General features: G+C 62.3%; 21 protein-coding genes and 2 pseudogenes. 10 read left to right on the top strand and 13 right to left on the bottom strand.

The window, feature by feature from the left end:
• Nucleotides 1–378 precede the first annotated feature (378 nt).
• The 3 genes from tnpA to tnpC are packed head-to-tail and all read left to right on the top strand — an operon-like array spanning nucleotide 379 to nucleotide 2,691.
• Nucleotides 379–783: an IS66-like element accessory protein TnpA gene (tnpA, locus tag A9D14_RS18840; protein WP_232469027.1), complete on the top strand. Its 405-nt coding sequence runs from the start codon at nucleotides 379–381 to the stop codon at nucleotides 781–783.
• Nucleotides 780–1,136 (top strand): IS66 family insertion sequence element accessory protein TnpB, encoded by a 357-nt coding sequence (gene tnpB / locus A9D14_RS18835; protein ID WP_066850909.1) that lies wholly within the window; start codon nucleotides 780–782, stop codon nucleotides 1,134–1,136. Before tnpA ends, tnpB begins: the two co-directional genes overlap by 4 nt.
• A gap of 31 nt (nucleotides 1,137–1,167) precedes the next feature.
• Complete coding sequence (gene tnpC / locus A9D14_RS18830; protein ID WP_066850908.1) at nucleotides 1,168–2,691, top strand: IS66 family transposase; 1,524 nt, start codon at nucleotides 1,168–1,170, stop codon at nucleotides 2,689–2,691.
• Nucleotides 2,692–2,969: 278 nt separating this feature from the next.
• Here tnpC and A9D14_RS18825 read toward each other — a convergent pair whose 3' ends face one another.
• From A9D14_RS18825 to istA, 3 genes and pseudogenes are all read right to left on the bottom strand, one after another.
• Nucleotides 2,970–4,079, bottom strand: a complete 1,110-nt coding sequence (locus A9D14_RS18825) for an IS110 family RNA-guided transposase (RefSeq protein ID WP_066850731.1) — start codon at nucleotides 4,077–4,079, stop codon at nucleotides 2,970–2,972.
• 106 nt (nucleotides 4,080–4,185) lie between these two features.
• Nucleotides 4,186–4,392 (bottom strand): annotated as a pseudogene (locus A9D14_RS18820) (ATP-binding protein); the annotation flags it as partial.
• Nucleotides 4,379–5,892 (bottom strand): annotated as a pseudogene (gene istA / locus A9D14_RS18815) (IS21 family transposase). The pseudogenes istA and A9D14_RS18820, both read right to left, overlap by 14 nt.
• 461 nt (nucleotides 5,893–6,353) lie before the next feature.
• Here istA and A9D14_RS18805 point away from each other — a divergent pair.
• The 4 genes from A9D14_RS18805 to A9D14_RS18790 all read left to right on the top strand — a co-directional run bounded on the left by A9D14_RS18805 (nucleotide 6,354) and on the right by A9D14_RS18790 (nucleotide 8,088).
• On the top strand, nucleotides 6,354–6,779 hold the full coding sequence (locus tag A9D14_RS18805) for an organic hydroperoxide resistance protein (protein ID WP_046903468.1): 426 nt from the start codon (nucleotides 6,354–6,356) through the stop codon (nucleotides 6,777–6,779).
• Nucleotides 6,776–7,246 carry a MarR family winged helix-turn-helix transcriptional regulator gene (locus tag A9D14_RS18800; protein ID WP_046903469.1) on the top strand — a complete coding sequence of 157 codons (471 nt, stop codon included), beginning with the start codon at nucleotides 6,776–6,778 and terminating at the stop codon, nucleotides 7,244–7,246. Before A9D14_RS18805 ends, A9D14_RS18800 begins: the two co-directional genes overlap by 4 nt.
• 129 nt (nucleotides 7,247–7,375) lie before the next feature.
• A complete protein-coding gene (locus tag A9D14_RS18795) occupies nucleotides 7,376–7,645 on the top strand; it encodes a hypothetical protein (protein ID WP_046903470.1) in 270 nt (89 codons plus the stop codon).
• The gene (locus tag A9D14_RS18790) at nucleotides 7,642–8,088 is read left to right on the top strand and encodes a hypothetical protein (protein WP_157668320.1); all 447 of its coding nucleotides are present in this window, start codon (nucleotides 7,642–7,644) and stop codon (nucleotides 8,086–8,088) included. Before A9D14_RS18795 ends, A9D14_RS18790 begins: the two co-directional genes overlap by 4 nt.
• 422 nt (nucleotides 8,089–8,510) lie before the next feature.
• Here the strand turns inward: A9D14_RS18790 and A9D14_RS18785 are convergent, their stop codons facing one another.
• The 3 genes from A9D14_RS18785 to A9D14_RS18770 form a co-directional block, all read right to left on the bottom strand.
• A complete protein-coding gene (locus A9D14_RS18785) occupies nucleotides 8,511–8,969 on the bottom strand; it encodes an ion channel (protein ID WP_087910621.1) in 459 nt (152 codons plus the stop codon).
• 71 nt (nucleotides 8,970–9,040) lie between these two features.
• Complete coding sequence (locus A9D14_RS18780; RefSeq protein WP_083988206.1) at nucleotides 9,041–9,586, bottom strand: sensor histidine kinase; 546 nt, start codon at nucleotides 9,584–9,586, stop codon at nucleotides 9,041–9,043.
• 417 nt (nucleotides 9,587–10,003) lie between these two features.
• Complete coding sequence (locus A9D14_RS18770; protein ID WP_053833462.1) at nucleotides 10,004–10,666, bottom strand: TetR/AcrR family transcriptional regulator; 663 nt, start codon at nucleotides 10,664–10,666, stop codon at nucleotides 10,004–10,006.
• Between the two features lie 441 nt (nucleotides 10,667–11,107).
• On the opposite strand from A9D14_RS18770, the gene A9D14_RS18765 reads away from it, so the two are divergent.
• Nucleotides 11,108–12,622, top strand: a complete 1,515-nt coding sequence (locus A9D14_RS18765; RefSeq protein WP_063612715.1) for a mechanosensitive ion channel family protein — start codon at nucleotides 11,108–11,110, stop codon at nucleotides 12,620–12,622.
• Nucleotides 12,623–12,643: 21 nt separating this feature from the next.
• Here the strand turns inward: A9D14_RS18765 and A9D14_RS18760 are convergent, their stop codons facing one another.
• From A9D14_RS18760 to A9D14_RS18735, 6 genes are read right to left on the bottom strand one after another with little or no spacing between them, the layout of a single operon-like run.
• Entirely contained in the window at nucleotides 12,644–14,125 is a 1,482-nt protein-coding gene (locus tag A9D14_RS18760; protein WP_066850964.1) for a phospholipase D-like domain-containing protein, read from the bottom strand.
• A 29-nt stretch (nucleotides 14,126–14,154) separates the two neighbouring features.
• Nucleotides 14,155–14,544 carry a Rossmann-fold NAD(P)-binding domain-containing protein gene (locus A9D14_RS20540; RefSeq protein ID WP_083988204.1) on the bottom strand — a complete coding sequence of 130 codons (390 nt, stop codon included), beginning with the start codon at nucleotides 14,542–14,544 and terminating at the stop codon, nucleotides 14,155–14,157.
• 32 nt (nucleotides 14,545–14,576) lie between these two features.
• Entirely contained in the window at nucleotides 14,577–15,809 is a 1,233-nt protein-coding gene (locus A9D14_RS18750; protein WP_157668319.1) for a patatin-like phospholipase family protein, read from the bottom strand.
• A complete protein-coding gene (locus A9D14_RS18745; RefSeq protein ID WP_053833465.1) occupies nucleotides 15,796–17,283 on the bottom strand; it encodes an efflux transporter outer membrane subunit in 1,488 nt (495 codons plus the stop codon). The genes A9D14_RS18750 and A9D14_RS18745 overlap by 14 nt, the downstream gene beginning before the upstream one ends.
• Nucleotides 17,284–17,286: 3 nt before the next feature.
• Nucleotides 17,287–20,427, bottom strand: coding sequence for an efflux RND transporter permease subunit (locus tag A9D14_RS18740; protein ID WP_066850902.1), 3,141 nt, complete (start codon nucleotides 20,425–20,427; stop codon nucleotides 17,287–17,289).
• Nucleotides 20,428–20,430: 3 nt separating this feature from the next.
• Nucleotides 20,431–21,471 (bottom strand): efflux RND transporter periplasmic adaptor subunit, encoded by a 1,041-nt coding sequence (locus tag A9D14_RS18735; RefSeq protein ID WP_066850901.1) that lies wholly within the window; start codon nucleotides 21,469–21,471, stop codon nucleotides 20,431–20,433.
• 108 nt (nucleotides 21,472–21,579) lie between these two features.
• Here A9D14_RS18735 and A9D14_RS18730 point away from each other — a divergent pair, with 108 nt between their 5' ends.
• Together A9D14_RS18730 and A9D14_RS20225 are read left to right on the top strand one after the other, a co-directional pair.
• Nucleotides 21,580–22,932 (top strand): NAD(P)/FAD-dependent oxidoreductase, encoded by a 1,353-nt coding sequence (locus tag A9D14_RS18730; RefSeq protein ID WP_225871714.1) that lies wholly within the window; start codon nucleotides 21,580–21,582, stop codon nucleotides 22,930–22,932.
• Nucleotides 22,933–23,394: 462 nt separating this feature from the next.
• The gene (locus tag A9D14_RS20225) at nucleotides 23,395–23,565 is read left to right on the top strand and encodes a CPBP family glutamic-type intramembrane protease (RefSeq protein ID WP_230292605.1); all 171 of its coding nucleotides are present in this window, start codon (nucleotides 23,395–23,397) and stop codon (nucleotides 23,563–23,565) included.
• A 136-nt stretch (nucleotides 23,566–23,701) separates the two neighbouring features.
• On the opposite strand, the gene A9D14_RS18720 is transcribed toward A9D14_RS20225, so the two are convergent.
• Entirely contained in the window at nucleotides 23,702–24,943 is a 1,242-nt protein-coding gene (locus A9D14_RS18720; RefSeq protein WP_083988203.1) for a hypothetical protein, read from the bottom strand.
• Nucleotides 24,944–24,979: the final 36 nt, after the last annotated feature.

Genomic DNA, 24,979 nt, shown 5'->3' with positions numbered 1-24,979 from the left:
GGCGGGGGTGGGGCCACGGCAGGGGAACATCCGTCATGCGCTTTGTGGCCGGCATCGCCGACGCCCGTTGTAAGATCGGATCAGCCCCGGACGCATAATCGGGAATGCGGTAACCAACCCGCGTATCAGAGCTTGATCACCGACGTCTCTCAGGCCCCACCTCCACCTGTGTGCGGATGCACACGCACCGTTCTTTGCCGAACGGATGATGCCACGCGCCCTGAGTGTTGACAGCGGACATCAGAGCGCTGTCGCGTCTCCACCTTGCGCAGATAATCTGAAGCGTCGAGTTTCCGCGCCCTAATCTGCGGGAGGGGCGTTGGTGCTATGACGATGTCATGTGACGATACTGGCACTAACGGTGTTCAGCGGTTTGAGGTGTTCACCGGCGCGGGCAAGCGTCGGGACTGGCCGCCGGAGGTGAAGGCCTCGATTGTCGCCGAGAGCTATTCGGGGATGCAGTCGGTGAGCGCGGTCGCGCGCCGTCATGGCCTGGTTCCTTCGCAACTCTTCACCTGGCGTCGCCAGTTGCGTGCGCAGATGGAAGAACACGGTCTCATAGTTCCTGAGACTGCAAAGCCGGAGCAGACCTTCGTTCCGGCGGTGATCGATGCGATGCCCGATCCCGATCCGGCACCAAGGCACAAGCCGACACGACGGCGACGCCGCGGCAAGGCCAGTACGGTGGAACTGGAAGTGGACGGGATCACGGTGAAGATCGGGTGCGGAGCGGATGCGGGCACGATTTCGGCAGTGATCACTGCGCTGCGAGAGACGCGATGATCGGGCCCGGTACTGGCGCAAAGGTGATGGTCGCAACGCGCCCGGTAGATTTTCGCAAGGGACCGGACTCGCTCGCGGCACTGGTGGCCGCCGAGTATGGCGGCAAGCCCTATTCCGGCGTGATCTATGTGTTCCGGGCCAAGCGCGCCGACCGGATCAAGATGATCTGGTGGGATGTCACGGGCCTGTGTTTGATGGCCAAGAAGATGGAGACGGGCGGCTTCAAGTGGCCCGGCATCCGCGATGGTGTAATGCGCCTTACAGCGGCACAACTGGGCGCTTTGCTGGAGGGACTGGACTGGCGGCGTGTCCATGGCGGACGTCGTCCGAAGGCGCCGCAGATTGCCGCTTGACGGGATACCGCACCACTGATTCAGTGTCTCCATGCTGATAGAAGCGGACCTGCCCGAAGACGTCGAAGCGCTGCGAGCGCTCGTGCTCGAACAGGCCCGTGAGCTCGATACGCTCAAGACATTCCGCGATGAGGTCGAGCGCCTGCGCGCGATCATCGAAGCGATGCAGCGTCACCGGTTCGGTCGCCGTTCCGAGCAACTCGATCCCGACCAGTTCGAGCTTGCCCTTGAGGAAGTCGAAGCAGCCCTGGCCGCAGCCGAACACGCGCAGGAGCAGGCGAGCAAGCAGAAGGCCGAGCGCCCGCGCAAGACCAACCGTGGTTCGCTTCCGACGCATCTGGAACGGATCGAGCAGGTTGTCGATGTTGAGAGCCATGACTGCCCCTGCTGCGGCGGTGCTCTCCACCAGATTGGCGAAGATGTCTCCGAACGCCTCGACGTGGTTCCGGCAACCTTCCGCGTGCTGGTCACGCGTCGTCCCCGCTACGGTTGCCGATCGTGCGAGAGCGCCATCGTCCAGGCTCCAGCACCGGCCCGCATCGTCGAGGGCGGCATCCCGACCGAAACGCTGATCGCGCAGGTGCTGGTCTCCAAGTACGCCGATCACCTGCCGCTTTACCGGCAGGCACAGATCTATGCCCGGCAGGGCGTTCAGCTTGACCGTTCGACGCTTGCCGACTGGGTTGGCCGGGCGGCCTGGTATCTGCGACCCTTGCGCGATCATGTCCTCGAAGAAATGCGACGATCTGGGCGCTTGTTCGCCGACGAGACCACGGCACCGGTGCTCGATCCAGGACGAGGCAGAACCAAGACCGGTCAGCTATGGGCCTATGCCCGCGATGATCGACCCTGGGGCGGCAGCGATCCCCCGATGGTCGCCTACGTCTATGCCGCCGATCGCAAGGCCGAACGGCCCGAAGCGCATCTCGAGGGTTTTGCAGGCATTCTGCAGGTCGATGGCTATGGCGGCTACGCTGCTCTTGCCCGCCGTCGCGGCGACGTGACCCTCGCGTTCTGCTGGGCGCATGTGCGACGCAAATTCTACGAACTGGCAGACAGCTCGCCGGTCGCATCAGATGTGCTGCGCCGCATCGCCGAACTCTATGCCATCGAAGACGAAGTGCGGGGATCGTCGGCGCGGCAACGCCAGACCGTCCGCAATGCACGGAGCAGGCCCATCGTGGACGATCTCCACCAGTATCTCGACACCCGTGGCCGGCAGGTCAGCACCAAGAGCAGGCTCGGTGAAGCGATCCGCTATGCGCTCACCCGGTGGGATGGCCTCCTCCGGTTCCTTGATGATGGCCGCATCGATCTCGACAACAACACCGTCGAGCGCTCCATCCGCCCGCTCGCCCTCAATCGCAAAAACGCCCTGTTCGCCGGTTCCGACGAAGGCGGCGACAACTGGGCGGTGATCGCCACGCTCATTGAAAACTGCAAACTGAACGGTATCGATCCGAACGCCTGGTTGACCGCCACTCTCTCGAGCCTCGCCAACGGTCACCCGGCCAACCGCGTCGGCGAACTCATGCCCTGGGGCGACGTGGGCTGAAAACAGCGCTCTGATGTCCGCTGTCAACACTCAGGGCGCGTGGCATCATCCGTTCGGCAAAGAACGGTGCGTGTGCATCCGCACACAGGTGGAGGTGGGGCCTGAGAGACGTCGGTGATCAAGCTCTGATACGCGGGTTGGTTACCGCATTCCCGATTATGCGTCCGGGGCTGATCCGATCTTACAACGGGCGTCGGCGATGCCGGCCACAAAGCGCATGACGGATGTTCCCCTGCCGTGGCCCCACCCCCGCCTGTGCGCGGGAGTCTTGAGCAGCCTCAGGCTGTTTGCACCTCCCGAGCCACTGCCCACATGAAGCCAGCCAGTTCGCGGGCGACCGCCGTGCATACCACGGTCGTCTTCTTGCCGTTCGCGCTGAGCGCGCGATACCGCCCGGTCAGGCGGCTCTGCGCCTTCCACGCGATCTCGCGGACCTTCGGTGTGGTCTGTTCGAGGAGATATAGCTTCTTTGCACCCACTCGAGGCGGGTGACGGTAGGTCCACGCGCTCTCGACCAGCATATGTCGAACGCGGCTGTTGCCAGCCTTGGTAATGCCGCCGCGCCGGATCGTGTCGCCGGTGGACCGTTCGCTTGGCACCAGGCCGAGATATCCCATGAGCTGCCCAGGGCTGTCGAAGCGTCGCACGTCACCAACTTCGGTGGCGAACGTCACTGCGACGATCAGATCGACACCGCGTAATGCTTGAAGAGCCCGGACGACGGGCGCCAATGACCAGCTTGGCAGGAACTCAACGATCGCAGCCTCAATGCGGTCGATCCGCTCCTTCGATATCCGCACAGCATCGACGAGTTCCTGCAACGCAATCTGGTGGGCAGGATGTTCAAAGCGCTGTTCCTGAAGCCACCGCAGATACCGCATCGACCAGCTCTTCTTGCGCGGATAGATCCGGCCATGCTTCAGCATGAAGGCGCTGACCTGTTGGCGATGAACGCGTTGCGCTTGGACCGCGGCCGATCGCGCGCGGACAAGGTCGCGCATCGCTTCATGCCCCTCGTCAGGAACCCAGACCGGCGTCAGCTCTCCGGCCCGCAAAAGCTTGGCCAGCCCTACCGCATCGCGCCGGTTGGTCTTTACCCGGTCGCCAGGTCTCCTTGGGATCAACGAGGGTGCAACGACGTCGCAAGAATGCCCCATGCCGGTGATGAGACGGAAGAGGCCGTAACCGGTGGGTCCGGCCTCATAGCAGAAATGCGCTCGCCCGTGCTTCGCGGTAATCCGCTGCACCGCCCGCCGCATCGCATCGGGCGCGGCGTCCACTTCACCGAAATACCTGACCTCACCGCCACGCTCGCTGTCGGCAATCGCAATAGCGTTGCGCGACTTTGCCACGTCGATCCCGACGAAAACATCTGTATGCTGATCCATGGCTCGTCCTCCTGTGATGAGGATCGGCTCGGCCACCCCGAGCAACCCTCGGAAGTACAGTGTAGGGCGAGCCAACTCAAACACCGAGACGGACATACGGTCTTACCTTGATTACAGGCAGCTTGGCCGCGGTCATGCGGTAGCGGATCGAGGCGGCATGACGATGCGCGGCTTCGGCACGCAGCAGGTCGGTCAGGATCTCGTGGGTCGTGCGCTTGCGCTGCAGCCCGGTGGTAACCGCCTCGTCGAAGGCCCCTGCCATGCCCTTGAGGCCGAGAGCGCGCATCGCCTCGATCATCTCATGCCGCTGCATGGAGGTCTCGCACCGTATCGTAGCGCGCGCAGTCCGCGATCGGCGGGTGACTGAGCTTGAGATCAACGACCACGTCCAGGGGGCACTCGGGTGGCGGGTCCCGGTATCGGGCCAGGATGTTGAGGATTACCTCGTCGCTGACGGCACCGCTATCAAGCGCCTCCCGGATCGCGGCCTCGACCGCTTCCAGGCCATCGGGCATTACGGCTGCCAGCACGCGCACGAAGCGACGATCGGCTTCGTCACCGCCGCCCAGCTTGCGCCGCAATCGCGCCAATGCCGGTGGCAGGTCCCAGCCCTGGAAGGGCGCCCCGTTCCGCAAGGCACCAGGCTTGTTGGCCAGAACGGGCAGGTAGTGCCAGGGATCATAGATCGTCCGGTCGCGGCCGAAGTGCCGGGCATGCTCGGCGATTACATCGTCGCCCAGGCGAACAATGATGCGGTCGGCATAGGCCCGGACCTGGACAGCCCGCCGCGCCGCCTTGGCCATGACCGAGTAGCGGTTGCGGTCGAAGCTGATCAGGCAGGTGCCGGTCACGGCATGGGCGGTCTCGTGGAAGCCGTCGAAGGGTGCCAACATCGGCTGCAAGGCAGGCCGTTCGAGGTCCAGCGCCTCGGCCACGGACAGCTCCTTCTGCTCGGGATGCGCGTGCGTTGCGGCCCAGCGAAGACACTCAGCCTCCAGCCATCCGTTGAGCTCTTCGATGCTGGCAAAGCGCAGGCGGGGCTGGAAGAAGCGTCCCCGGATGGTCTGGACCTGGTTCTCGACCTGCCCCTTCTCCCATCCCGCCGCCGGCGAGCAAGCGGTCGGCTCGACCATGTAATGATCGGCCATGACCAGAAAGCGGCGGTTGAACACCCGCTCCTTGCCGACGAACACGGTGGTGACCGCGGTCTTCATGTTATCGTAGATGCCGCGCAGGGGAACGCCGCCAAAAAAGGCAAAGCCCCGGGCATGGGCGTCGAACACCATCTCCTGCGTCTCGCGCGGATAGGCCCGGACGTAGACAGCCCGCGACGCACACAGCCGCATCTGCGCCACCTTCACTCGCATCGGCTTGCCCGCGATCTCCACATCCTCGTGGCTCCAGTCGAACTGGTAGGCCTCGCCGGGCTTGAACATGAGCGGGATGAACGCGGGCACCCCATCACCCGCATCCTTGCGCCTCGCTTCCGTCCAGCGCCGGGCGTAGCGCCGGACCGCGTCGTAGGATCCCTCGAACCCCTCACGGCACAGCAGATCATGGATCCGGGTCATGCGCAGCCGATCACGCCGGTGCCGGGCCTCGTTCTCCGCCAGCAGCGTGTCGAGCCGCTCCTGAAACGGCCCAAGCCGGGGCAGCGGTTGAACCGTGCGGCGATAATCGAATGCGCCTTCTGTGCCCGGATCGCCTTGCGCACCACCTTGCGGGATAACCGCAGATCGCGCGCAATCGCCTTGATCGCCTTCCCGCTCGCGTGTTCCCGCCTAATCCGAACGACCGTCTCCACCACCAACATCCCGATCTCACCACTTGGAAAACCAGGCGGTCAACTACACCATCAGAATGAAGGGTCCCTTTTAGACGCCGATCACCCCGCTAACAGGGTCCCTTTTGCACGCCGATCCACAGACGGATTCGCCGGATCGGCCCATCGCCTGGAGCAACTGGCAACGGGTCCGGCCGGCAAGGTGTATCTGTGCCACCCTTTCCTCGTGCATTCTGCATATAAGGATTACGGTAAGCAGCCGCGCTTCATTGCGCAGCCGCCACTGCTACCGCGTGAGCCGATCAGTCTCGAGCGTTCCGACAATAGCTACTCGCCGGTCGAGAAGACTATTCTGAGGGCTTTGGGCAGGTGACGCGGTCAGAATTTGACGCAAAGGCGTGTCTGCCAGCATGACGCGCCTTGCAAATTATATATTGCGCACAATATAATTGGATACTATTTATCCTGCTGTCTAACCGTAAGGAGCTAACATGAAAAATCTCTACAACACTCGCGTTAACGCCTATGGTGGCCGCGCCGGAAAGGTCAAAAGCGAAGATGGCATTCTCGAGCTCGACCTCGCTCTACCGAAGGAACTCGGTGGCAAGGGCGACGCGACTAATCCCGAGCAACTCTTCGCTGCTGGTTATGCGGCTTGCTTCGAAAATGCCGTGATCCATGTAACGCGGGCACAGACCGACAAGGTGGGTGACGACGACATTGAAGTCTCCTGCCAGGTCGGCCTCTTGCCGAATGGTAATGACGGGTTTAATCTCGCTGTCACACTGGATGTCGAAATTGCCGGGGTCAATCAGGCAAAGGCTGACGAGATCGTGAAGAACGCCCACGCTGCTTGCCCCTATTCCAACGCAGTCAGCGGAAACGTCGATGTGAAAATTAATGTGTTCGCCCAATGAATGACGGGGTGGCAGCAGCACAGGACCCGCGCGATCCCTTGTTGCTCGATCGACAGGTTTGCTTTCCCCTTTATGCTGCCACCAACCTCCTCAGCCGCCTCTATGGCCCTGTTCTTCGGGAGCTGGGTCTCACCTATCCGCAATATCTGGTCATGCTGGTATTATGGGAGAAAGAACCCCAGACGGTGGGCTCCCTCGGCGCGCGGCTTTACCTCGATAGCGGAACTCTCACCCCTCTGCTGAAGCGTATGGAGGCCGCCGGCCTGGTTCGACGAACACGCGATCCGGAAGACGAGCGCCGAGTGGTTATCGAACTGACCGAGAGTGGAAAAATACTGCGCAACCAGGCAGTGTATGTTCCCGAAACCCTCGCGAGGGGGCGCAAATCCGAAGGGATTGACGAACTGCGGGACAGCGTGCGCAGGCTTGTCGAACTGCTTGCGGAGCAAACCGGCTCGAAGAGGTGAAGCCTCTCAGCAGGTGTCGCACGTCTGCGAGGATTGCCTGTCCGATCTTCGTGGGGCGTCCACTGGGACGCTTAGCGATAGTCGAGCGACCTTGCGATGCAGTTCGTTTCCTCTCGCCCGCCCGCGTAAATGAGGACTGCCGACCCGACTTTACAGACCTATCTCGACCGCAATGTCGCCGGTGCCACTCTACTGGTGGCACCCGAGACCGGACAGCCAACATCGGGCGATCCGATCGAAATCGTCCTGACCGGCCCCGACATGTTGAAGCTGCAAGAGCTGTCGCAGGACGTGCAGGCGCTGCTGGAAGACGAGGTTGGCGTAGTCGACGTTCGCGACAATCTCGGCAGCATCAAAGGTGAGATCGCACTTCAGCCAAACCGCGAGGCTTTCCGATGAATCGGCAAGGTCAGAGACGTCGAGCCGTTCCACCGACTTGGCTCTTGCCGATATCCCGTTCAACCATGGCCGCCGCATTTCTGGAGAATGGCCAGGCGCGGACCCTGTGGCTGTCGGGCGTTCACCGGAGAAGTGCCACGAAGGCCGATGCCAAGATCCTTGCCGGACAGGATCTGGACTATTCGCTCGACCCCTTTGATGACCAGAGCTTCTACCGGTCGGCCGCGCGTTCGCGCAATGCCGCGCTGGAAGTTACCGTGGGCGTGTCGCCCAAGGCCTCGCGGGTCTGGCTTAGCAAGGCAAATTCAATCGAAGGGTTTGCCGCTTCGGCGGCGCTGCTCATCAACGCTGTCGCGGCCGCGAAGCAAGGAACCGCCGAGCCATTCCGCTTTCTCGCAACCCCGGTGCAGGCGCTCGACCCTGCACAAGTCAAAGGCGGATAAAGACCGAACCCAGGTCGCTTTGTTGCCACCGTTCGAGATGTCCTTAAGCCCAATCCATCTCCGTTAAGCCGACTAATCCTATTGTCCGATATGGGCATCGCTCCGACGCCCTCGAACCGACGTCCGCTTTCGGAACGTAGCCCTCAATGCTCGGATGACTGGGATGAGAGGGCGAAGCCGACCTGAGCGCATGCCATGCGAACATCTGCTTCTGGCGAACCGCCGAGTTGGTGGTTAGGACCGACATTAGAGTCGCAACCCGCCATTCCACTTTTGACCATCCAGTCTACGCAAGCGCCAAGCCCCAGACTATTTGTCGAAACCCGGGCGGATCGGCGTTTTCTACTTGGACAAGGCGATGCGGGTAGAGTGGGCAGGCACAATCGTTTATGCTAGCCAAAGTGAGCCGGTTCTGTACGAAGTCATTCTGCCGTCGAAATGTGGGATCGCGTCGAACTGCCTTTCTCCTCGCGCACCTGACCCACGAATTCGAGAAGAAACGCAGTGCTCAAACCGAACATGACGAGGCCGTTGGCAGCCACGATCGCAGACAGCAGCCGCACATCCTGCGAGAGGATAACGTCGCCGAAGCCTAGCGTCGTCAGGGAAACCGTTGCGAAATAGAGCGCCGGTTCCAGCGCTTCGAAGGCACCCAATACAATAAACAGGCCCGCCCAAATCCAAGCCGCCAGCGTGATAGCGAGCAGCATCCATATCGTAGAAGCGGCAAGAAGCAAGGTCGCTCCAAAGCGTGTTGTTCGCGTGCGAGGCGGCGTGAAGCGATCATCGACTGAGAAGGCTATTGCGGCAAAACACGCTTGCATGATGATGGTAAGTGCAACGGTCACCGTTCCGATCGCGAGTTGAGCGACGATACTCATCGTTGATGATCCTCAATTTTATCAATTTGATTTACTCCTCCGATTATTATCAGTCTGCAGTGGAGTCTCGCTCATTCTGAGCTTCTACCCGCCGACAACAGCACGACTTGCACATGCAGTCCTCGGCCCGGCTTGGACCGGAACGAGACGGAGCCGCCTATGGCTTCGGCAAGTCCGCAGACGATCGCTAAGCCAAGGCCGGCTCCGCCCGTCTGTCGATCGCGTGACGGATCGAAACGGGCATAGGCCGTGCCTAACGTCAGTTGTTGGTCGGGCGCAACTCCCGGGCCATCGTCCTCAAACGACCAGCAGGTCTTACCGCCATCCGAATCATTCCTTACCGTGACGGTCGAGGCGTGGCGCAGGGCATTATCGACGAGGTTATCAAAAATCCGTCCGAGCGCGGTGGGATCACCCAGCACATGGCTTGCCGGCGAAAGGTCGAGGCCGATGCGGTCCTCATCTGAATGCAGCGCCAATAGATCACCAGTCAGAGCCGTAAGGTTGACCTCCACCGTCGCCCAGACCGCGGCGTCGCTCTCTTTATAGTAAGAGGGCGACGCTGCGCTTCGTGAAAGTTTTGAGGTCAGGAGAGAGGCTCCCGACCGGCCCGTCATGGAGAAAACTCATGGGCTCCGCCGCGAACCCGAACTGCCCGATCATCTCGATATCGCACGAGAAACGCCGGACTCGTTACCGACCGGCGAGTTCGCGATTTTCGAGGATGACCCGGATGAAGCTGCGCGCGCATCGGCCTTGCGGCGACGGATGCAAGGGCTGGCGCGACAGGCCTCGCAACCCCGACGACGGCATTGATCTGTAGGAGATCGTGATGCGAAGCGTTACTAAGGGTTTATCGAGACGCTCGGGCGGCGGTACGCCTCTGGCAGAACATTGCTCGACGAGATTCCAGAGCACATTGAGCCGGGGCCATCTTCTGGACACTCCGATCACGATGAATCCGAAGGATACTGAAATATCTTTAGGTTCAAACCAATGCAACGAAGTTACTGATTTATAAGATATGCGCCAGCTTACCGCCCATTCGTCGAAAAGACGACGCCAGTGCGAAGTGCAGCCATCACGAAATCAAGTTCCTTGTCCAGGCTGACGGATTCGCTGCCATGATATTCGGGACCCATGCCCCTCAGTATTTCATAATTCGGCAAGGAGAATAATAAGTCGAAGACTATCTTAGCGATCGCCGGGAAGTCTGAGAACGCAATTTCTCCGTTTGCGTAGCCGTCCTTTAGAATTTGGTTCATAACGCCGGTAACGTCAGCCACGGCTTTGGCCCTGATCTTGTTCTGCAAATCGGGGCGGTAATTGGCAAGCCATGTCAGCAAGGTCTGTATGCCGCGGCCTTCTGCGGTGAGCGAGGCTTCTAGAAATTTATGCGCAACGGCTTCGAGGCGCTCGCGAATGGGGCCATTGGCAGGAAGAGTGCTCACCGGACGGATGTGCTTCGCAATACCATAGTCCATCGTCGCACATAGCAGTTCATCCTTGGATTTGTAGCGTGCGTAAAGTGTTCGCTTCGATACGTGGGCCGAAGCGGCGATCGCGTCCATCCGGGACGCATCGAGGCCCTTAGCGATAAATTCCTGCAGCGCTTCCTGCAATATGTGCTCGCCTAGTTTCTCGGCCTCCTCTTTTGAAGGACGACCGCCGCTTGAGGTTCTGCGGGGAAGTGACATCTATTCTCTCACTATTGCATTGGTTCGGCCATCTGATCTGCTGCCCAGTAGGACGAGGCCTTTGTGGTATGGCCAGGCAAAGCTCCGCAGCGGGCAACGCGGACTAATGATGCCCACATGAACGCTTGCCTGCCGCAACGGAAAACGGCATGGTACCGGTGAGTTTACTTTCTTTCATCGCCGGCGCCAGCAAAAATGGCCTTTCCCCCAAGGCAATCTCTCCGATCGATCAGTGAGCCGAGCTTTAGCGGTTGGAATGCAATCTCTGTCTTTCGTAGGTTCGTAGGGTTGAAGCCATTGCGGAACTGCGATGGCCAGCGCCTTCCAGATAATATCCCGATCGGACCGATATCGGTTCTCCGTCTTTCTGCCCTTTTATTGCTGGTCGCCTGCGCCGCCTTAACACCGGCTTCCGCTCAAATCGCTCCTGTGGCGGAGCCGATGGCCGAGCAGGCCGCTGAAGTGGCTACCGACCCTTTCGGTCGCGAGACGCCGCGTGGAACGGTGACCGGCCTGATCAGCGCCCTGGCGGCGAAGGACTACACGAGGGCTGCTCACTATTTCCACCTGTCTGCGGAAGAGGATGAGGCTCAACTTGTCGATCAAGGAGCGATCTGGGCCACCAAGCTGCAAGCCGCGCTCGACCAACAGGGGACGCTCCTGCCTTTCGGTGCCTTGTCGAACGAAGCGAGTGGGCGTCTCGACGATGAACTGCCGGCCGACACCGAAGAGGTAGGCAGGCTCGGCGGCGAGGAAAGTCTGCCGATCCTTCTCACCCGGACCGACAGCCCTGTCGGCAGCGAGGTCTGGGGGATTTCGCAGGAGACCGTTGAAGCTCTCGAAGCAGTGTCTGTGGCGGCGACAAATCCGGCTGAACCGGAAGACGGTGAAAGCGCCGAGGTGGCCGGAGCCCCGCTGCAGGACTGGGCTCTCTTGCTCGGGAGCGCAGCCGGCAGTTTCTTTCTCTACTGGCTTATATCGGCCGGACTTCTGGCCATCATGCGGCGTTTTGTGGCCGACCGCGAGAAAAGCGCGATCTACCGCTTCACGCAGGCCGCCTTGCCGCCGCTCAGCCTGTTTCTCGCAGTGGTGACCTTCCACCTGTGGACGGGCAGCATCGAGGCGTCCATCGTCGCGCGCCAGACCTTGCTGCGCTATATCGGTATCGTTGGCTGGGTAGCGCTTGCTTGGTTTGCGCTGCGCCTGGTCGATGCCATCGCACGCGTTGCTAGTGCCCGGATGGAACGCCGCCAGCGGCGGCAGGCAGTGTCGGTCGTCGTCCTGTTGCGGCGTACGGCAAAGATAGTGCTCTTCCTATTGGCGACGGTAGCGGTCCTCGACACGCTGGGGGTCGATGTGACCACGGGCATTGCCGCATTGGGCATTGGCGGCATCGCCTTGGCGTTAGGCGCACAGAAGGCCGTGGAGAATTTGATCGGCAGCCTGAACGTCATCGCAGACCGCCCTGTTCAGGTCGGAGACTTCTGCCGCGCGGGAGATATTGTCGGCACCGTAGAGGATATCGGTATGCGCTCGACGAGGATTCGCACGAATGAACGCACGCTCGTCACCATCCCGAACGGTGATTTTTCCTCCCGCGAGATCGAAAACTTCGCCAAGCGCGACCGCTTTCTCTTCAATCCCACGATCGGCGTCGAATACGGTATCTCCGCAGGCCAGCTGCGCCGGGCCGTGGAGATTATCGAGCAGATCCTGCGCGATCACCACCTGATTGAAAAGGATGGCCTCCGTGCTCGATTTGCTCATTTCGGCGAGAGCTCGCTGGATATCGAGATCTGGTCCTACATCATGGTTGCCGATTACGCGGAAAGCCGACTGATCCGGCAGGAACTGCTGCTGGCCATTTTCGAGAGGTTGAAGGCAGCCGGTCTCGCTATCGCCTACCCGACGCGGACGGTCCATTTGGTGACCCAGGAGAATGACGTCGGCGCGTAGGTCGCCGCGCCCAGATGGTATTCACAGCAGCCAATCGATCGGCGTTTTGCTGAGAAGGCGAGTGAGCACTCGCGACCACCATGTGGTTCCAGGCTCGGCCAGTTCACATTGACGGACATCGTCGCGCATGTCCATCCAGTTCAGTCGGCCTTTGTCATCCACGACGATTTTGTAGGAGCCGGACGCGATCATGGTATCGAAGGCGTGGTGCATCTGTGCCGCCAGATTCTCACTCTGGATGACGATCCCGAGCTCAGTATTGAGAGCGAAAGAGCGCGGATCGAAATTGAAAGAACCGACAAAGACCCGACGGCCGTCTACAGCGAACATCTTGGCATGCAGGGTGGCATTCTCGTTTGTGTTGCGCGGCGAAGGTCGACGCAGAGATTTGCGGGTGGTCTTGGGCCGGTCTCCAGGGGCAGGCATCTCATACAGACGCACCCCCGACTTCACGAGAAAATGCCGATGCTTTGCATATCCGGCATGAACCATAGCGACATCGGTCGAAGCAAAGGAATTGGTCAGGACGCGCACATCGACCCCGTTGCGTGCCATTTGCGCAAAGGCCCTGGCACCTGATGAGGTCGGCACGAAATAGCCCGAAACGACGAGCAATTCCCTTTCCGGTTGACCGATGAGACCCCTGAGGACGCTAGCCATGAGATCGCCTTGACGCGATTGTCCGAGAACCTTGGCGGGCCGATCGCTGACCAGCTCGACGGGCACCCATTCGAATTCAATCCGTCCGGCCCGCGCACGCTCAAGCAAAACAGATCCGGCGGCACGGCTTAGATAATCGGTCGCGGAGGGGCCGGAAACTGACCGCGTGAAATCAGTTGCCCCGCTTGCCGCGTACTGCTTCGGATCTTCCTTCACGATGCAGTCGATTTCGACTGCAGCGGGAAAATTCCAGAACGCATCGAAACATTCGGAGACTTCTTGCACCACCGCGCCTACGCAAAGCGCATCCACATCGGCAAAAATCCCCTGCTCTCGGTTGGCGAAGTACTCGTCTCCGACATTACGCCCGCCGACACAGGTTATCTGATTGTCGACTGTAAAGCTTTTCGAATGCATCCTGCGATTGACGCGGTGGAAATCCAGCAGGAAATCGAGCGGCTTGAAGTGTCGGTTTCGAAACGGATTGAAAATGCGGATTTCGAAATTGCGGTCGCTGGCCAGCCAGCGCAATTTGCGGTCGAGGCCGGGAATGCCGTTATCGTCAACCAGCAGACGGACCCGTACACCCCGCGCTGCCGCTCTGCGCAAGTCTTCCAGCAGGAGATTACCGGTCAGATCGTCGCGCCAGATGTAATATTGCAGGTCGATCGATCTTTCGGCCGCGGCGATGAGTCGAGAGCGGATGGCAAACGCGTCTATGCCGTCCTCGACAAGTGCAACGCCCGTCAGGCCGGGATGGCCCACCGCGTGCTTAGCGACACTCAAGCCGATTGCGGAAAGTGCCGTATTTCCGAACGCATGAGAAGCTGCGCGCTGTATCATGAACGGAGGGTGCCGGTCGCGCATCCGCGTTACGGTGCGCTGTCGGGAGGCGTTGTCTGCGACGGAACAGCAGGGCCAATGTCCGGTTCTGTTCCGGTTAGTGCAACCGACCTGTTGCACAGCTTTCTCGTCATCTCCCGGTCGCGAGTCGGGTCTGTCACGACCGCGCGACCCGAAGTCTGGCCACGCATCCCCATGAGACCGCAAGGACCGGGATGGCCGCCGCCTTCCGCTTGCGGATCGGTCACGGCCTGTAAGACACGCAAAGTGCCGTGCTCGGCATCGCGACACGCCAGCAGCACGCGCACGCCTTTCATCGCCAGGTGCGGGGCGATCTCGTAGCCGGTGCCGCTATTGGCGCCGTTAACGACGGCCGGCCGTCCGGATTGATGGGGGATATCGGAAAAGGCGAAGCTCATGCGGTATGTTCGTCCCGGTGCCATGACGGGCGCTAATCCTCGGAACTCGTCGTTTCGGGCACGGCTGATGCGACAGTGTCCGGATCCGACGATGGCGGACTATCCTGCCATGCCTGTGCCCGACCGCGCTCCACGCCATAGTCGAACAGCGTGCGCATATAATCCTGCTCGAAAAGATCGTGCTCGTCCGCGTCGAAGTCCTGCTCGATAAAGGTCAAGTGATATCCGGCGCCGGTCGATCTCGCCCAGACATAGGCCGAGGCCACACGGTCCTGGAGGCTGGAGAAGAGCATCGCCTCAAGCGTCCGCTTGGCGATGCTGGAGAGACCTGCTTCGATCAGCTCGAACTCGCCTGCCATCTTGCCGTTGACCAGCAGATACAGCTCCGTTGGGGACTGGCTGTCTCGCAGGATCTGGTCGTTCGCGACCGGCGGAGCGGCCATCAGGGTCGCAATGGTGCCGCCATCGACATGGAGTTCGCTGATTCGCTCTCCCTGCGCTTCCATCTCGATCAGCACCGGGGGGAACTGCACCGGGACGGAGCTGCTGGCGAGCAGGATGCGCCGGAAAAGGGCATAGCGACCGGGCGCATCACCGGCCGCGATCGCTCCCATGTCCCAGATCGCATTGCCGGGGCGGTCGAGGCTGACGGTGCCGACGAACAGGCGCCGGCCCTTGCGGTGCTCTTCGCCGATGGCATCGATCACCGCATCAGTGGCGAAGCGGGCGATTAGAGCCTCGAGCGGCCCGGTCGTCGCGACGCTGGTCGAGAACGGGATCGCCAACGCGAAGCGGTCCTTGTAAATGTCGTCGGGCGTGATCTCGGTATAGGCGCGTTTCAGCTCGTCGTCGTAGTCCGGCCCGAGCAGCGCGAAGGGGGCGATGAGAGCCCCGGTGCTGACTCCAGTGACCACGGCAAATTCAGGTCGCTTGCCGGTTTGCGACCATCCGTTGAGAAAACCCGCACCATAGGCCCCGTCATCCCCACCGCCCGACAGCGCGAGCACGCGCAGTGGCGCGCCCGGCGGTGGCGGGGCGATCGAGATCTGTGTCAACAGGTCGGGGGAATTGGCCCAATGGCGGATTTTCGGCGAATCCGGCGCGTGCGCGGCTTCGATCTGCGCGGCCTCGAACGGTTGCCGGTCGAAGCTGGCACAACCGCCAAGCAGCAATGCGGGGCCGAGCACTCCCAGGACGAGCGTTCGCACCAGGTCGATGGCCTGTCCCGGCATCATGGTCAGGCGGAGTTCTTTACGGGTTCGCATCGCCATCCTTCTCGGAAATCTCTGGGGGATCAGCCTCCGGCGCGTTCCAGCTTCCGCCGAGCGCCAGATTGAGCGTGACGAACTGCTCGCGTTCCATGCGCTCGATCGTCGCCAGATCGCTGCGCGCAGTGATCGCCTGCTGCCGGATCTGCAACACGTCAAGCAGGCTGCTTTCGCCGACCCTGTACCGCAGATCCTCGATCCTGAGCGCTTCCTCTATCTCGCGCACGCGGATGACGGCCGCGTCCCGGCGGCGGCGAAGCACCACGCCGCTGTCGAGCGCGGTTTCCACCTCCTCGAAAGCGGCCAGCGCGGCGCCGGCATATTGCGCGATCGCCGCGCGCAGTTCGGCATCGGCAATGTTTTCGCCGGCAGCCAGCGCGCCGCCCTGGTAGATCGGCGCCGCGACATTGCCGCCAATGCTGAACAGGGTCGCGGTAGGATCGAAGATATTTTCAAGGGCGTCCGACACCGCGCCCGCCAGCCCCGTGAGCGACAGGCGCGGCAGGCGCGCCTTGCTGGCCTGGTCCTCGGCATGCAGTGCGGCGGCGACGCGCCGCTCGGCCGCGACCAGATCGGGCCGCCGCTCGAGCAGCGTCGAAGGCAGCCCGGCAGGCGGCGGCGTTGGCATGGGCGGCAAGTCAATTCCCGAGGCGAACTCGGCCGCGGGATAGCGCCCGACCAGTAGTTCGAGAGCACGGATCGCCTCGCGCCGCGCGCCCTGTGCCCGTGCGAGAGCCTCGCGCGCCTGTTCGAGATTGGCGCGGATCAGTGCCAGATCGCCATCCATCGCGACGCCCTCGCGGACCTGCAGACCCACCAGGCGATGCAGATGTTCGAGCGTATCAACCGCTTCCTCGGCCAGCCCCACCTGCCGCGAAGCCTCGATCGAGACCAGATAGGCGCGCGCCACGCCCGCGGCAATCGATTGCCGGGCCGCGAAATAGTCGGCGCGGGCAGCCGCCTCGTTCTCGAGCGCGGCATACCAGCCATCGCTGATCCTGCCCCACAGGTCGATTTCCCAACTCGCCTGCGCCAGTCCCAGAAAGCTGGTGCTGTCATATTCGATGCTGGACGGCACCGGCAGTCCGGCCTGCCCGCCGATTTCGATATCATCGATCTCGATATGGCTGCGCGAACCCAGGCCGACCGCCTGAACGGCCGGACGCAGCCCGGAACGCGCCTGACGGGCAAGTGCTGCGGCGCGCTGGACCTGCGCCGCGGCGGCCTGAAGATCACTGTTCTTCTCCTGCGCTTCGGCCACGAGCGCGGCGAGGCGCGGGTCGCCGAAGGCGGCGACCCATCCGTCCGCGACCGGCCCTGCGGCATCGGCGACTGCCCGCCAGCGTTCCGGCAAAGGCGGCAGGGCCGCGCGGGCGGGTGCGACCGGACCATCGCCGACCCTGTCGGGATGCGAGCAGCCTGACACCAGCATCAGGCCGAGCAACATGGCGGTGAGAGGGACGATGCGCATGGTTCAACTTGCCCCCTGTGGCTCGGCTGCGGTCTCGTCAGGGCCGATCTTGAAGAAGATTGCATAGAGGACCGGCACCACGAACAGGGTCAGTACCGTCCCGAAGGCCAGCCCGAAGGCCAGGACCACGGCCATCGCCTTGAAGAAGGCGTCGAACAGCAGTGGGATGACGCCGAGTACCGTCGTCAGCGAACTCAGGATGACCGGGCGGGCGCGATCATAGGCTGCCTCAATGATGGCATCGAAACGCGGTTTGCCCTCGCCGATCTCGATATCCATCTGATCGACCAGCACGATCGCGTTCTTGATCAGCAGGCCCGAGAGCGAGAGCACACCGAGAATGGCGATGAACTCCATCGCTATGCCGGTGATGAGCAGGCCGATGGTTACGCCGATGATCGCCAGCGGCACGATCATGAAAATGATCACCGGCTGGCGCACTGCGTTGAACAGCACGATTACCACCAGCACCATGCCGATGACACCGAGCGGGACCACGCCAATCAGCGAATCGATCGCCTCGGTGCTCGTTCCTTCCTGGCCGTCCCATTCGAAATGGTAGCTGGAAGGCAGTTCGATCGCCTCGACGTCTCCGCGCACGCGATCGAGCAGACGGTTGGCGGTTTCGCCCGGCGCGGGATCGGCCTGGGCGTTGATTGCCCAGCGCTGATCGATCCGCTGAATCTGCGAATGACGCCAGCGGGTCTCGAAACCGTCGATCACTTCCTGCAGCGGAAGCGAGGCGCCGCTGGCGCTGAACACCTGGATTGCTTCCATGTTCTGCGCGTCGCGCGTTTCGCTTTCGGGCGAGCGGGCGATGATCGGGATCAGGTCGTCGCCCTCGCGGAAGACGCCTATCGGACGGCCCGCGAACGTGCCCTGCAAGGCCTCGGCCACGTCCTCGCGGCTGACGCCAAGGCGACGCGCGCGCGTTTCGGAATAGAGCGGGTGGATGACCGGCACCTGCTCGCGCCAGTCATCCTTCACGAGGATGGCCGCTTCGTCCTCGGCGAAGACATCCTTGGCCTGCTGCGCCAGGCTCTGCAGAACCGCCGGATCGGGCCCCGAAAACTGCGCCTCGATCTTCGAGCCGCCACCCGGCCCCAGTTCGAACAGCCAGACCTTGGCGCGCGCTTCGGGGGCGTTCTTTTGCAAATAGGCATGCACATCTGCCTGCAGCCGCTCGAGCGTCGAGGCGTCCTCAACCCGCAGGATCATCTGGCCGAAGGAGGATGTCGGCGCCTCGGGCTGATAGACCAGCTTGTAACGCAAGGTACCCATGCCGACCACGGTCTGAACGTCAGTAACGCCGTCCATCGTCGCCAGATCCTCCTCAATCTCCTCCAGGTCGGCATTGGTCCGCTCGATATCGGTGCCCGCAGGCAGCCAGTAATCGACCATCAAATGCGGCGTGGTGGAGGCGGGAAAGAAACCCTGTTCCACGAACGCGAAGCCCACAAGGGAGACGGCGAACAACCCCCCGGTCAGGCCCATGGTACGCCAGCGATGGCGCAGCGCGCGCGCGAGCCATTCGCGATAGGCGGTGCCGATCCGGCCGGCTTCGCGCTGCGGGGCGGCCTCGTCCTCGAGACCGTCGTGGCCTGCATCGAATCCTGTCTCCCGATCAGTGCCGGAAGCGGCAGCATCCTCCTCCTTCTCGAACAGCCAGTTGGCGAGAAAAGGCGCTACGGTGACCGCGAAGAACCACGAGAACAAGAGCGAGATCATCACCACCCAGAACAGGTGATTGGTGTATTCGGCGACCTGCCCGGGGGCGAGGCCGATCGGGGCGAAGGCGATGATGCCGACCAGCGTGCCTCCTAGTAGCGGCCACAGCATCTGGCCCACGATCGCGCGCGCCGCCTCCAGCCTGTTTTTGCCCTGCTTGAGGCCGACGAGCATCCCCTCGACCACGACGATGGCGTTGTCCACCATCATTCCCAGCGCGATGATCAGCGCGCCCAGCGAGATGCGGTGCATCGGTATCCCGCCGGCATTCATCCCAGCCAGCGTCGCCGCGACGGTGAGCATGAGCACGGCGCCGATGACCACGGCCGAGCGCCAGCCCATGAAGATCAGCAGCGTGACCACCACGATGACGAGCGCCGTCGCGACATTGATCACGAAATCGCCGATCGCGTCCGACACCACCTTGCCCTGGTGGTAGAATTCGTGGATCTCGATGCCGATCGGGCGGTCGCTCTCGCTCGCGCGCAGCTTGGCTTCGATCGCCTCGCCGACCTCGACCACATTTGTGCCGGTCGCATTCGAGATGCCCATGCCCACCGCCGGCCTGCCATTGTAGCGCAGGATCTGCATCGGCGGATCGACATAGCCGCGCGTCACGCGGGCCAGATCGCCCAGTCTCACGACCGCGCCTTCCTGGCCGGTCATCACCGGCAGATCGCGCAATTCCTCGACCGAATCGATCTCGCCGGTGGGAACGATCTCCAGACGCTGGTCGCCGACGCGCACGCTGCCCGCTGCGACGACGGAATTCTGCTGTGCTAGATCCTGATAGACGCTCTGCACCGACAGCCCCAGCGCCGCGACCCGCTCGCGCATGATCTCGACATAGAAGGCCTCGCGTTGCTCGCCCGACAGCACCACCTTGCCCACACCCTCCACACCGCTCAGGTCGGTGCGCAGCTTTTCGGCATAGTCGTACAGCTCGGCCGGCGAATAACCATCGGCGGTTAGCATGTAGAAGATGCCGAAGACGTCGCCGAAATCGTCGTTGACGATCGAGGGACCTGCCCCGGGCGGAAGCAGCCGGGCGGCATCGGCCACGCGGTTGCGCAGCTTGGTCCAGACGATCTGGAGCTGTTCCTTGTTGCGCCCGAACTCGTACTTGATCTCCACCTCGATGCGCGACTGGCCCGCCTCGGAGGTCGAAACAATCTCCTTCACCTCCTGCATCTGCCCGATCTCCCGCTCGAGACGCTGGGTGACCTCGGTGGCGACCTCCATCGGCGATCCGCCAGGATAGGGTGTTACCACGACAGCGCGGCGGATGGTGAACTCGGGATCCTCGAAGCGCGGCAGCGACCCATAGGCCGCCATCCCGGCAACGATCGTCCCGATGATGACGAGCAGGATGAGCAGGCGATTCCTGATCGAGAAGACGGCGGGATTAAACGACATGGCTCAGTCCCGCTCGTAGGGGCGGACTTTCATCCCCTCTTCGAGATTGGCCACGCCAGCAGCCACTATCAGGTCTCCGCGGCCGATGCCGGCAGTTACAGGCAGCATTCCGCCTGCTCCCTTGCCTACGGTGACGCGGCGCAGCGCGATGGCTCCGGTCCTGCGGTCCACGCGCCAGACGAATGTCTTTTCGTCACGCCCAACGATCGCTTCCAGTGGCACAGCCGGCATCTCGGCATCATCGGTATCGAGCTCGACATGCAGTGTTCCCGTCATGCCCGGCAGGATCAGCGCGCCGGAAGGCGGATCGAACAGGAACGTCGCCTCGTAGGTGAGCGACTGACGCGTGGCGTCGGTGGCGAACGAGCCGAACCGGGCCGCGAACCGCCTGTCGGGAAGACTGTCGAGCGCGATCGCCGCGTTGATCGGGGCCCGCTGCTCGGCATTGGCAACGATGGACGAGGGAACCTGGACCACCACCTTGGCGGAACCGGCGGTCTGTAAGGTCACGACCGGCTGCTGCGGCGAAACATATTCGAACGGCTCGGTCAGTCGCCTGGCCACGCGGCCCGAAAAGGGCGCCCGCAAGACGGTCTTCTCCAACTGCTCGCGCGCATTGTCAAGTTCGGCTCGCGCAGTGTCGCGCTGCGTTTCGCGCTGAACGTGCACTGCCCGCGGAATCGCGCCTTCGCCGACCAGCGCGTCGGCGCGGCGGAATGCATCCTGTGCCGCCTCGTACTGTTCGCGTGCCTGGACGAGCTGGTTGCGCGCGATGGTCTGGTCGAGCTGCGCGATCACCGTGCCGGCCCTGACGAAATCGCCCTGGTCCACCGTCAGCCGGACGATCTTGCCCGGCACATCGAAGGTTAGATCCGAAGATGTGCTTGCCTCGATGATCGCGGGAAACTCGTAAGTCCTCGCCTGACCGCCTGCCGCCACGGTGTAGAGTTTGACCGGACGCCGATCGGCCTCCTCCGGAATGGGAGCATCGTCGCAACCTGCAACAAGGCATGCGAAAATTAGCGAAACGAATATGCGCAGCATGAAGAATTTGGGTCTGAAAATGGTTCGGCGCGAATCAGACTTTGACATGCGCCCAAAATGAAACGAATAAGTTTACATATCATCGCTCGTCGCAATAGGAAGACCCAATTGCAAGGCCAAACGCTTTCGCTGAACCTGTCTCATCCCGAATCGACGAACCGCCCCCGGGTCGTCATCGTCGGCGCCGGTTTCGGCGGCATGGCTGCGGCGCGCGCTCTTCGCGGCAATGCCGCGGAAGTGACGCTGATCGACCAAACCAATCATCACCTGTTTCAACCGCTGCTATACCAGGTCGCGACTGCGGCGCTTTCCCCGTCCGATATCGCTACGGCCACCCGTGTGCTGATGCGCGGCGGGTCAAACCTAAGTGTGTTGATGGCGGAGGTTACAGGCGTCGATATCAGGGCGCGCTCGGTGCTGCTGCGCGATGGGCATCGGTTGCCATACGATTATCTCGTACTCGCCACGGGATCGGCCTCGAGCTTTTTTGGACAGGACAACTGGCGCGAACACACGCTGGTTCTCAAGACGATTGAGGATGCGCTTGCCATCCGCGCGCGGTTGCTGGAAGCGTTCGAGCGGGCCGAGCAGTCGACCGACGACGCAGAGATACGACGCCTCCTGACCTTTGCTATTGTTGGGGGCGGCCCAACTGGCGTGGAACTGGCTGGGACCATCTCCGAACTCGCACGCGCGACTTTGGCGCGCGATTTCTCTCGCATCGATCCGCGCGACACGCGTGTGGTCCTATGCGAGGCGGGCGGCCGTTTGCTGTCGGGTTTCGATCCCGCGCTTTCGACCTATGCGACCGAAGCTCTAACCTCGATGGGGGTGGAGGTGCGGATTGGCACGGCCGTCGAGGCAATCGATCCCACCGGGGTGGTGCTCGGTAGCGAGCGGATAGATACCGGAGCCGTGCTGTGGTGTGCCGGCACTGAGGCCCGTCCGGCTGCTGAATGGCTTGGAATCGATGGGGTCCGCAACGGGGCTGTAACGGTCCGGTCCGATTGTTCGGTGCCGGGTCATCCAAACATCTTTGCGATCGGGGACGTCGCAAGTTTCGAAGCAGGCGGCGACGAGCGCTTGCCGGCTCTTGCACCAGTTGCCAAGCAGCAGGGCACATATGTCGGGAAGCTGCTCGCGGCCCGTATCGCCGGTCGGCGCGAGCCCGGCGCCTTCCGCTACCGCGACTATGGTACCATGGCGGTGATCGGGCGCTCGCGTGCGGCGGCGCAATTCGGCAGGCTCCGGCTCACGGGATTTCTCGCCTGGCTGGTCTGGTCACTTATACATTTGATGCTGCTTGTGGACTTTCGCAGCCGCCTGGTCGTCTATGTCAACTGGGCTTGGGCATGGTTTACTTACGGACGCGGGGCGCGGTTGTTGACGGGATCAACCACAAGCGATGCCCGGCAGCCGCCGCTCAGCGACCCAGAAAGCGGGCGGCCCGATGACAAGTAGCGGTCTCAGCCAATATTCAAATAGTTGACCATGATGAAAGCATGCTCCCGCACCGCCATCTAGGACCATTCGAAGGCTCGCCTGGCCTCGCTATCCATCACCTGCAAGTTGTCGCGACCTAGCTTGCACTTGATCGCAGGAAGCGCTCGAAGCCAAACCGCATCTAAGATCAGCGTATCTGTCTTTGGCGTCGATCTACCTCAGTTGACTAAGCAGCGGTAGGCATGGCGGTCGCATGAAGACCGAACGGCTTCGGCGACACTACGTCATAGCTCTCATCTTCCCTGGAAACCCGGCTAGCGGCGAAGATATCGCGTTTCAGCTCACCATGCCGGGTTTGGAGGAGGAGCTCTTCTATCGTGGCATCCTGCTGTTCGCGCTGGATCAGGCTTTCACCGGAAGGAGACGGTTCCTCGGGTCGATTGGGGATGGGGCGCGGTCCTGTCGTGCTTCCTGTTCGGATTGGCACATGCCTGTGGCTTCTCGGACGACAGCTTTGCCTTCGATCCCATCACGATGGCGCTGACGGCAATCCCAGCCTTTATCGCGGTCTGGCTGCGTTTGCGCACCGGAAGCCTGCTCCTGCCGGTTCTGCTTCACAATTTCGGCAATTCGCTCTCGTTCATCGTGTGAAGATGTCTTCCCGGAATGCCCGCTTCCGGGATCAGCATTCTGCCCGTAAAATGACCGAATTTGGGGCGCAAAGCTGACGCTACTGGCCGAGAGTTCCGGTCGATCTGAACTCGATCGGACATAGGCCGGATCCCTTTCAGCCGATGCCCAGGTTCGCCTTCAGGATCGCCGCCATGCCGTGATCTCGGATCGTCGCGGCTCGGGCAAATACGGTTGGTCCGAGCTCGGCCAGCGCCGCGATCTTGTGCTGCTTGGCGTCGAGATAGTCGGGGTCGTCCTTTGCGATCACCTCGATAGCCGCTTCGATGAGCTCGCCGGTGCTGTCGTCCTGAATGTCGAGAACGAGATCCGGTCGGATCGGCCCGATCCGCGACGCGAGGTCGAACAGCGGGCGCTTGAAGCCGATCGCGATATCGCGGCGGCGCCAGCGATACTGGAGGTCGAGAAGACCGGTCACGGCGTCGCGCTCGGCCTGGTTGTGGACCGCCACGAAGTTCGTGGCGCGCGCGAGTGGCCGGGCGTAGGCGCGCAACGCAGCATAGCCGTCGCGTGGATTGTGTTCGCCGACCACGACAAGGACAAGATATGGGGGGCCGGCGAGAGCGCCCGAATATTGGACGCGGGTCTTGATCTCCAGTGCATGGCCCTGAGCGAGCGTGATCGTCGTTCCTGAAATGTCGAGCGCGTAGAGGGCAAGGAAGGCCTGCGGCGCAAGTCCGGTGGGCCAGGTCTGCGCCGCTTTGCGCAGACGCGCGAACACGACATTGCGCTCGTAGGGCTCGATGTGGGTGTAGAAATGCTTTGAGAGCGGAATGCCCGGGGCAACGAACAGACGTTCGGCGGCGCTGCGCAGGCGCGCGAACTCCTTTGCCATCGAGCTGTCGCGGCCGCTGTCCGCCGGGAGCGGCTCGACCACGTTCACCGCCGACATTTCCATCAGCAGCCAGAGCAGGCGCGCGAGCCGCGGTATCGCGACGCCGCGGGTCCGGTCGTCGGGTTCGCTCTCGTCGGGCATGCCGGCGAGCTTCTCCGGGGCAAGCCTGTGGGCCGTGAACAGCCCGTGCGGTTCGTCGATCGTCGGCGGGACGGCGCTGCGCTTCTCGCGGAAGCGCTGGGGCGCCTGCTCGCGGAAAAATGGGCAGTCGTTCTCGTGTTCGGGGCGCTTCTGGCGTTCGCTGGTGAGGCGTCGCAGATAGTAGGTTTCGGCTTCCGAGAGATAGGCTGGCGACATGAGCGGTGGGGGCGTGTCCGCGCCGAGGCAATCGCACGCGATCCATTGCCCATGCGTCCGTGCCTTGACGACCATGGTGACGCTGGCGCGGTGGTCGGCATCGGTGCCCTCCCCTTCGTACCAGCGCACGAGCGCGTCGCGGACCACTTGAGGGACGTCCGAACGGAGAGACAGGCCTCTCGA

It is taken from the genome of Croceicoccus marinus, assembly GCF_001661675.2.
Taxonomy (GTDB): Bacteria; Pseudomonadota; Alphaproteobacteria; order Sphingomonadales; family Sphingomonadaceae; genus Croceicoccus; species Croceicoccus marinus.
Note: the sequence above shows the minus strand (reverse complement) of the source record. Positions and strands in the feature narration are given on the sequence as shown.

Bases quoted from the DNA above. Each gene is read 5' to 3' on its own strand.
- tnpB (WP_066850909.1), top strand. From the start codon at position 780: ATGATCGGGCCCGGTACTGGCGCAAAGGTGATGGTCGCAACGCGCCCG.
- tnpC (WP_066850908.1), top strand. From the start codon at position 1,168: ATGCTGATAGAAGCGGACCTGCCCGAAGACGTCGAAGCGCTGCGAGCG.
- A9D14_RS18825 (WP_066850731.1), bottom strand. From the start codon at position 4,079: ATGGATCAGCATACAGATGTTTTCGTCGGGATCGACGTGGCAAAGTCG.
- A9D14_RS18805 (WP_046903468.1), top strand. From the start codon at position 6,354: ATGAAAAATCTCTACAACACTCGCGTTAACGCCTATGGTGGCCGCGCC.
- A9D14_RS18800 (WP_046903469.1), top strand. From the start codon at position 6,776: ATGAATGACGGGGTGGCAGCAGCACAGGACCCGCGCGATCCCTTGTTG.
- A9D14_RS18795 (WP_046903470.1), top strand. From the start codon at position 7,376: ATGAGGACTGCCGACCCGACTTTACAGACCTATCTCGACCGCAATGTC.
- A9D14_RS18790 (WP_157668320.1), top strand. From the start codon at position 7,642: ATGAATCGGCAAGGTCAGAGACGTCGAGCCGTTCCACCGACTTGGCTC.
- A9D14_RS18785 (WP_087910621.1), bottom strand. From the start codon at position 8,969: ATGAGTATCGTCGCTCAACTCGCGATCGGAACGGTGACCGTTGCACTT.
- A9D14_RS18780 (WP_083988206.1), bottom strand. From the start codon at position 9,586: ATGACGGGCCGGTCGGGAGCCTCTCTCCTGACCTCAAAACTTTCACGA.
- A9D14_RS18770 (WP_053833462.1), bottom strand. From the start codon at position 10,666: ATGTCACTTCCCCGCAGAACCTCAAGCGGCGGTCGTCCTTCAAAAGAG.
- A9D14_RS18765 (WP_063612715.1), top strand. From the start codon at position 11,108: ATGGCCGAGCAGGCCGCTGAAGTGGCTACCGACCCTTTCGGTCGCGAG.
- A9D14_RS18760 (WP_066850964.1), bottom strand. From the start codon at position 14,125: ATGATACAGCGCGCAGCTTCTCATGCGTTCGGAAATACGGCACTTTCC.
- A9D14_RS20540 (WP_083988204.1), bottom strand. From the start codon at position 14,544: ATGAGCTTCGCCTTTTCCGATATCCCCCATCAATCCGGACGGCCGGCC.
- A9D14_RS18750 (WP_157668319.1), bottom strand. From the start codon at position 15,809: ATGCGAACCCGTAAAGAACTCCGCCTGACCATGATGCCGGGACAGGCC.
- A9D14_RS18745 (WP_053833465.1), bottom strand. From the start codon at position 17,283: ATGCGCATCGTCCCTCTCACCGCCATGTTGCTCGGCCTGATGCTGGTG.
- A9D14_RS18740 (WP_066850902.1), bottom strand. From the start codon at position 20,427: ATGTCGTTTAATCCCGCCGTCTTCTCGATCAGGAATCGCCTGCTCATC.
- A9D14_RS18735 (WP_066850901.1), bottom strand. From the start codon at position 21,471: ATGCTGCGCATATTCGTTTCGCTAATTTTCGCATGCCTTGTTGCAGGT.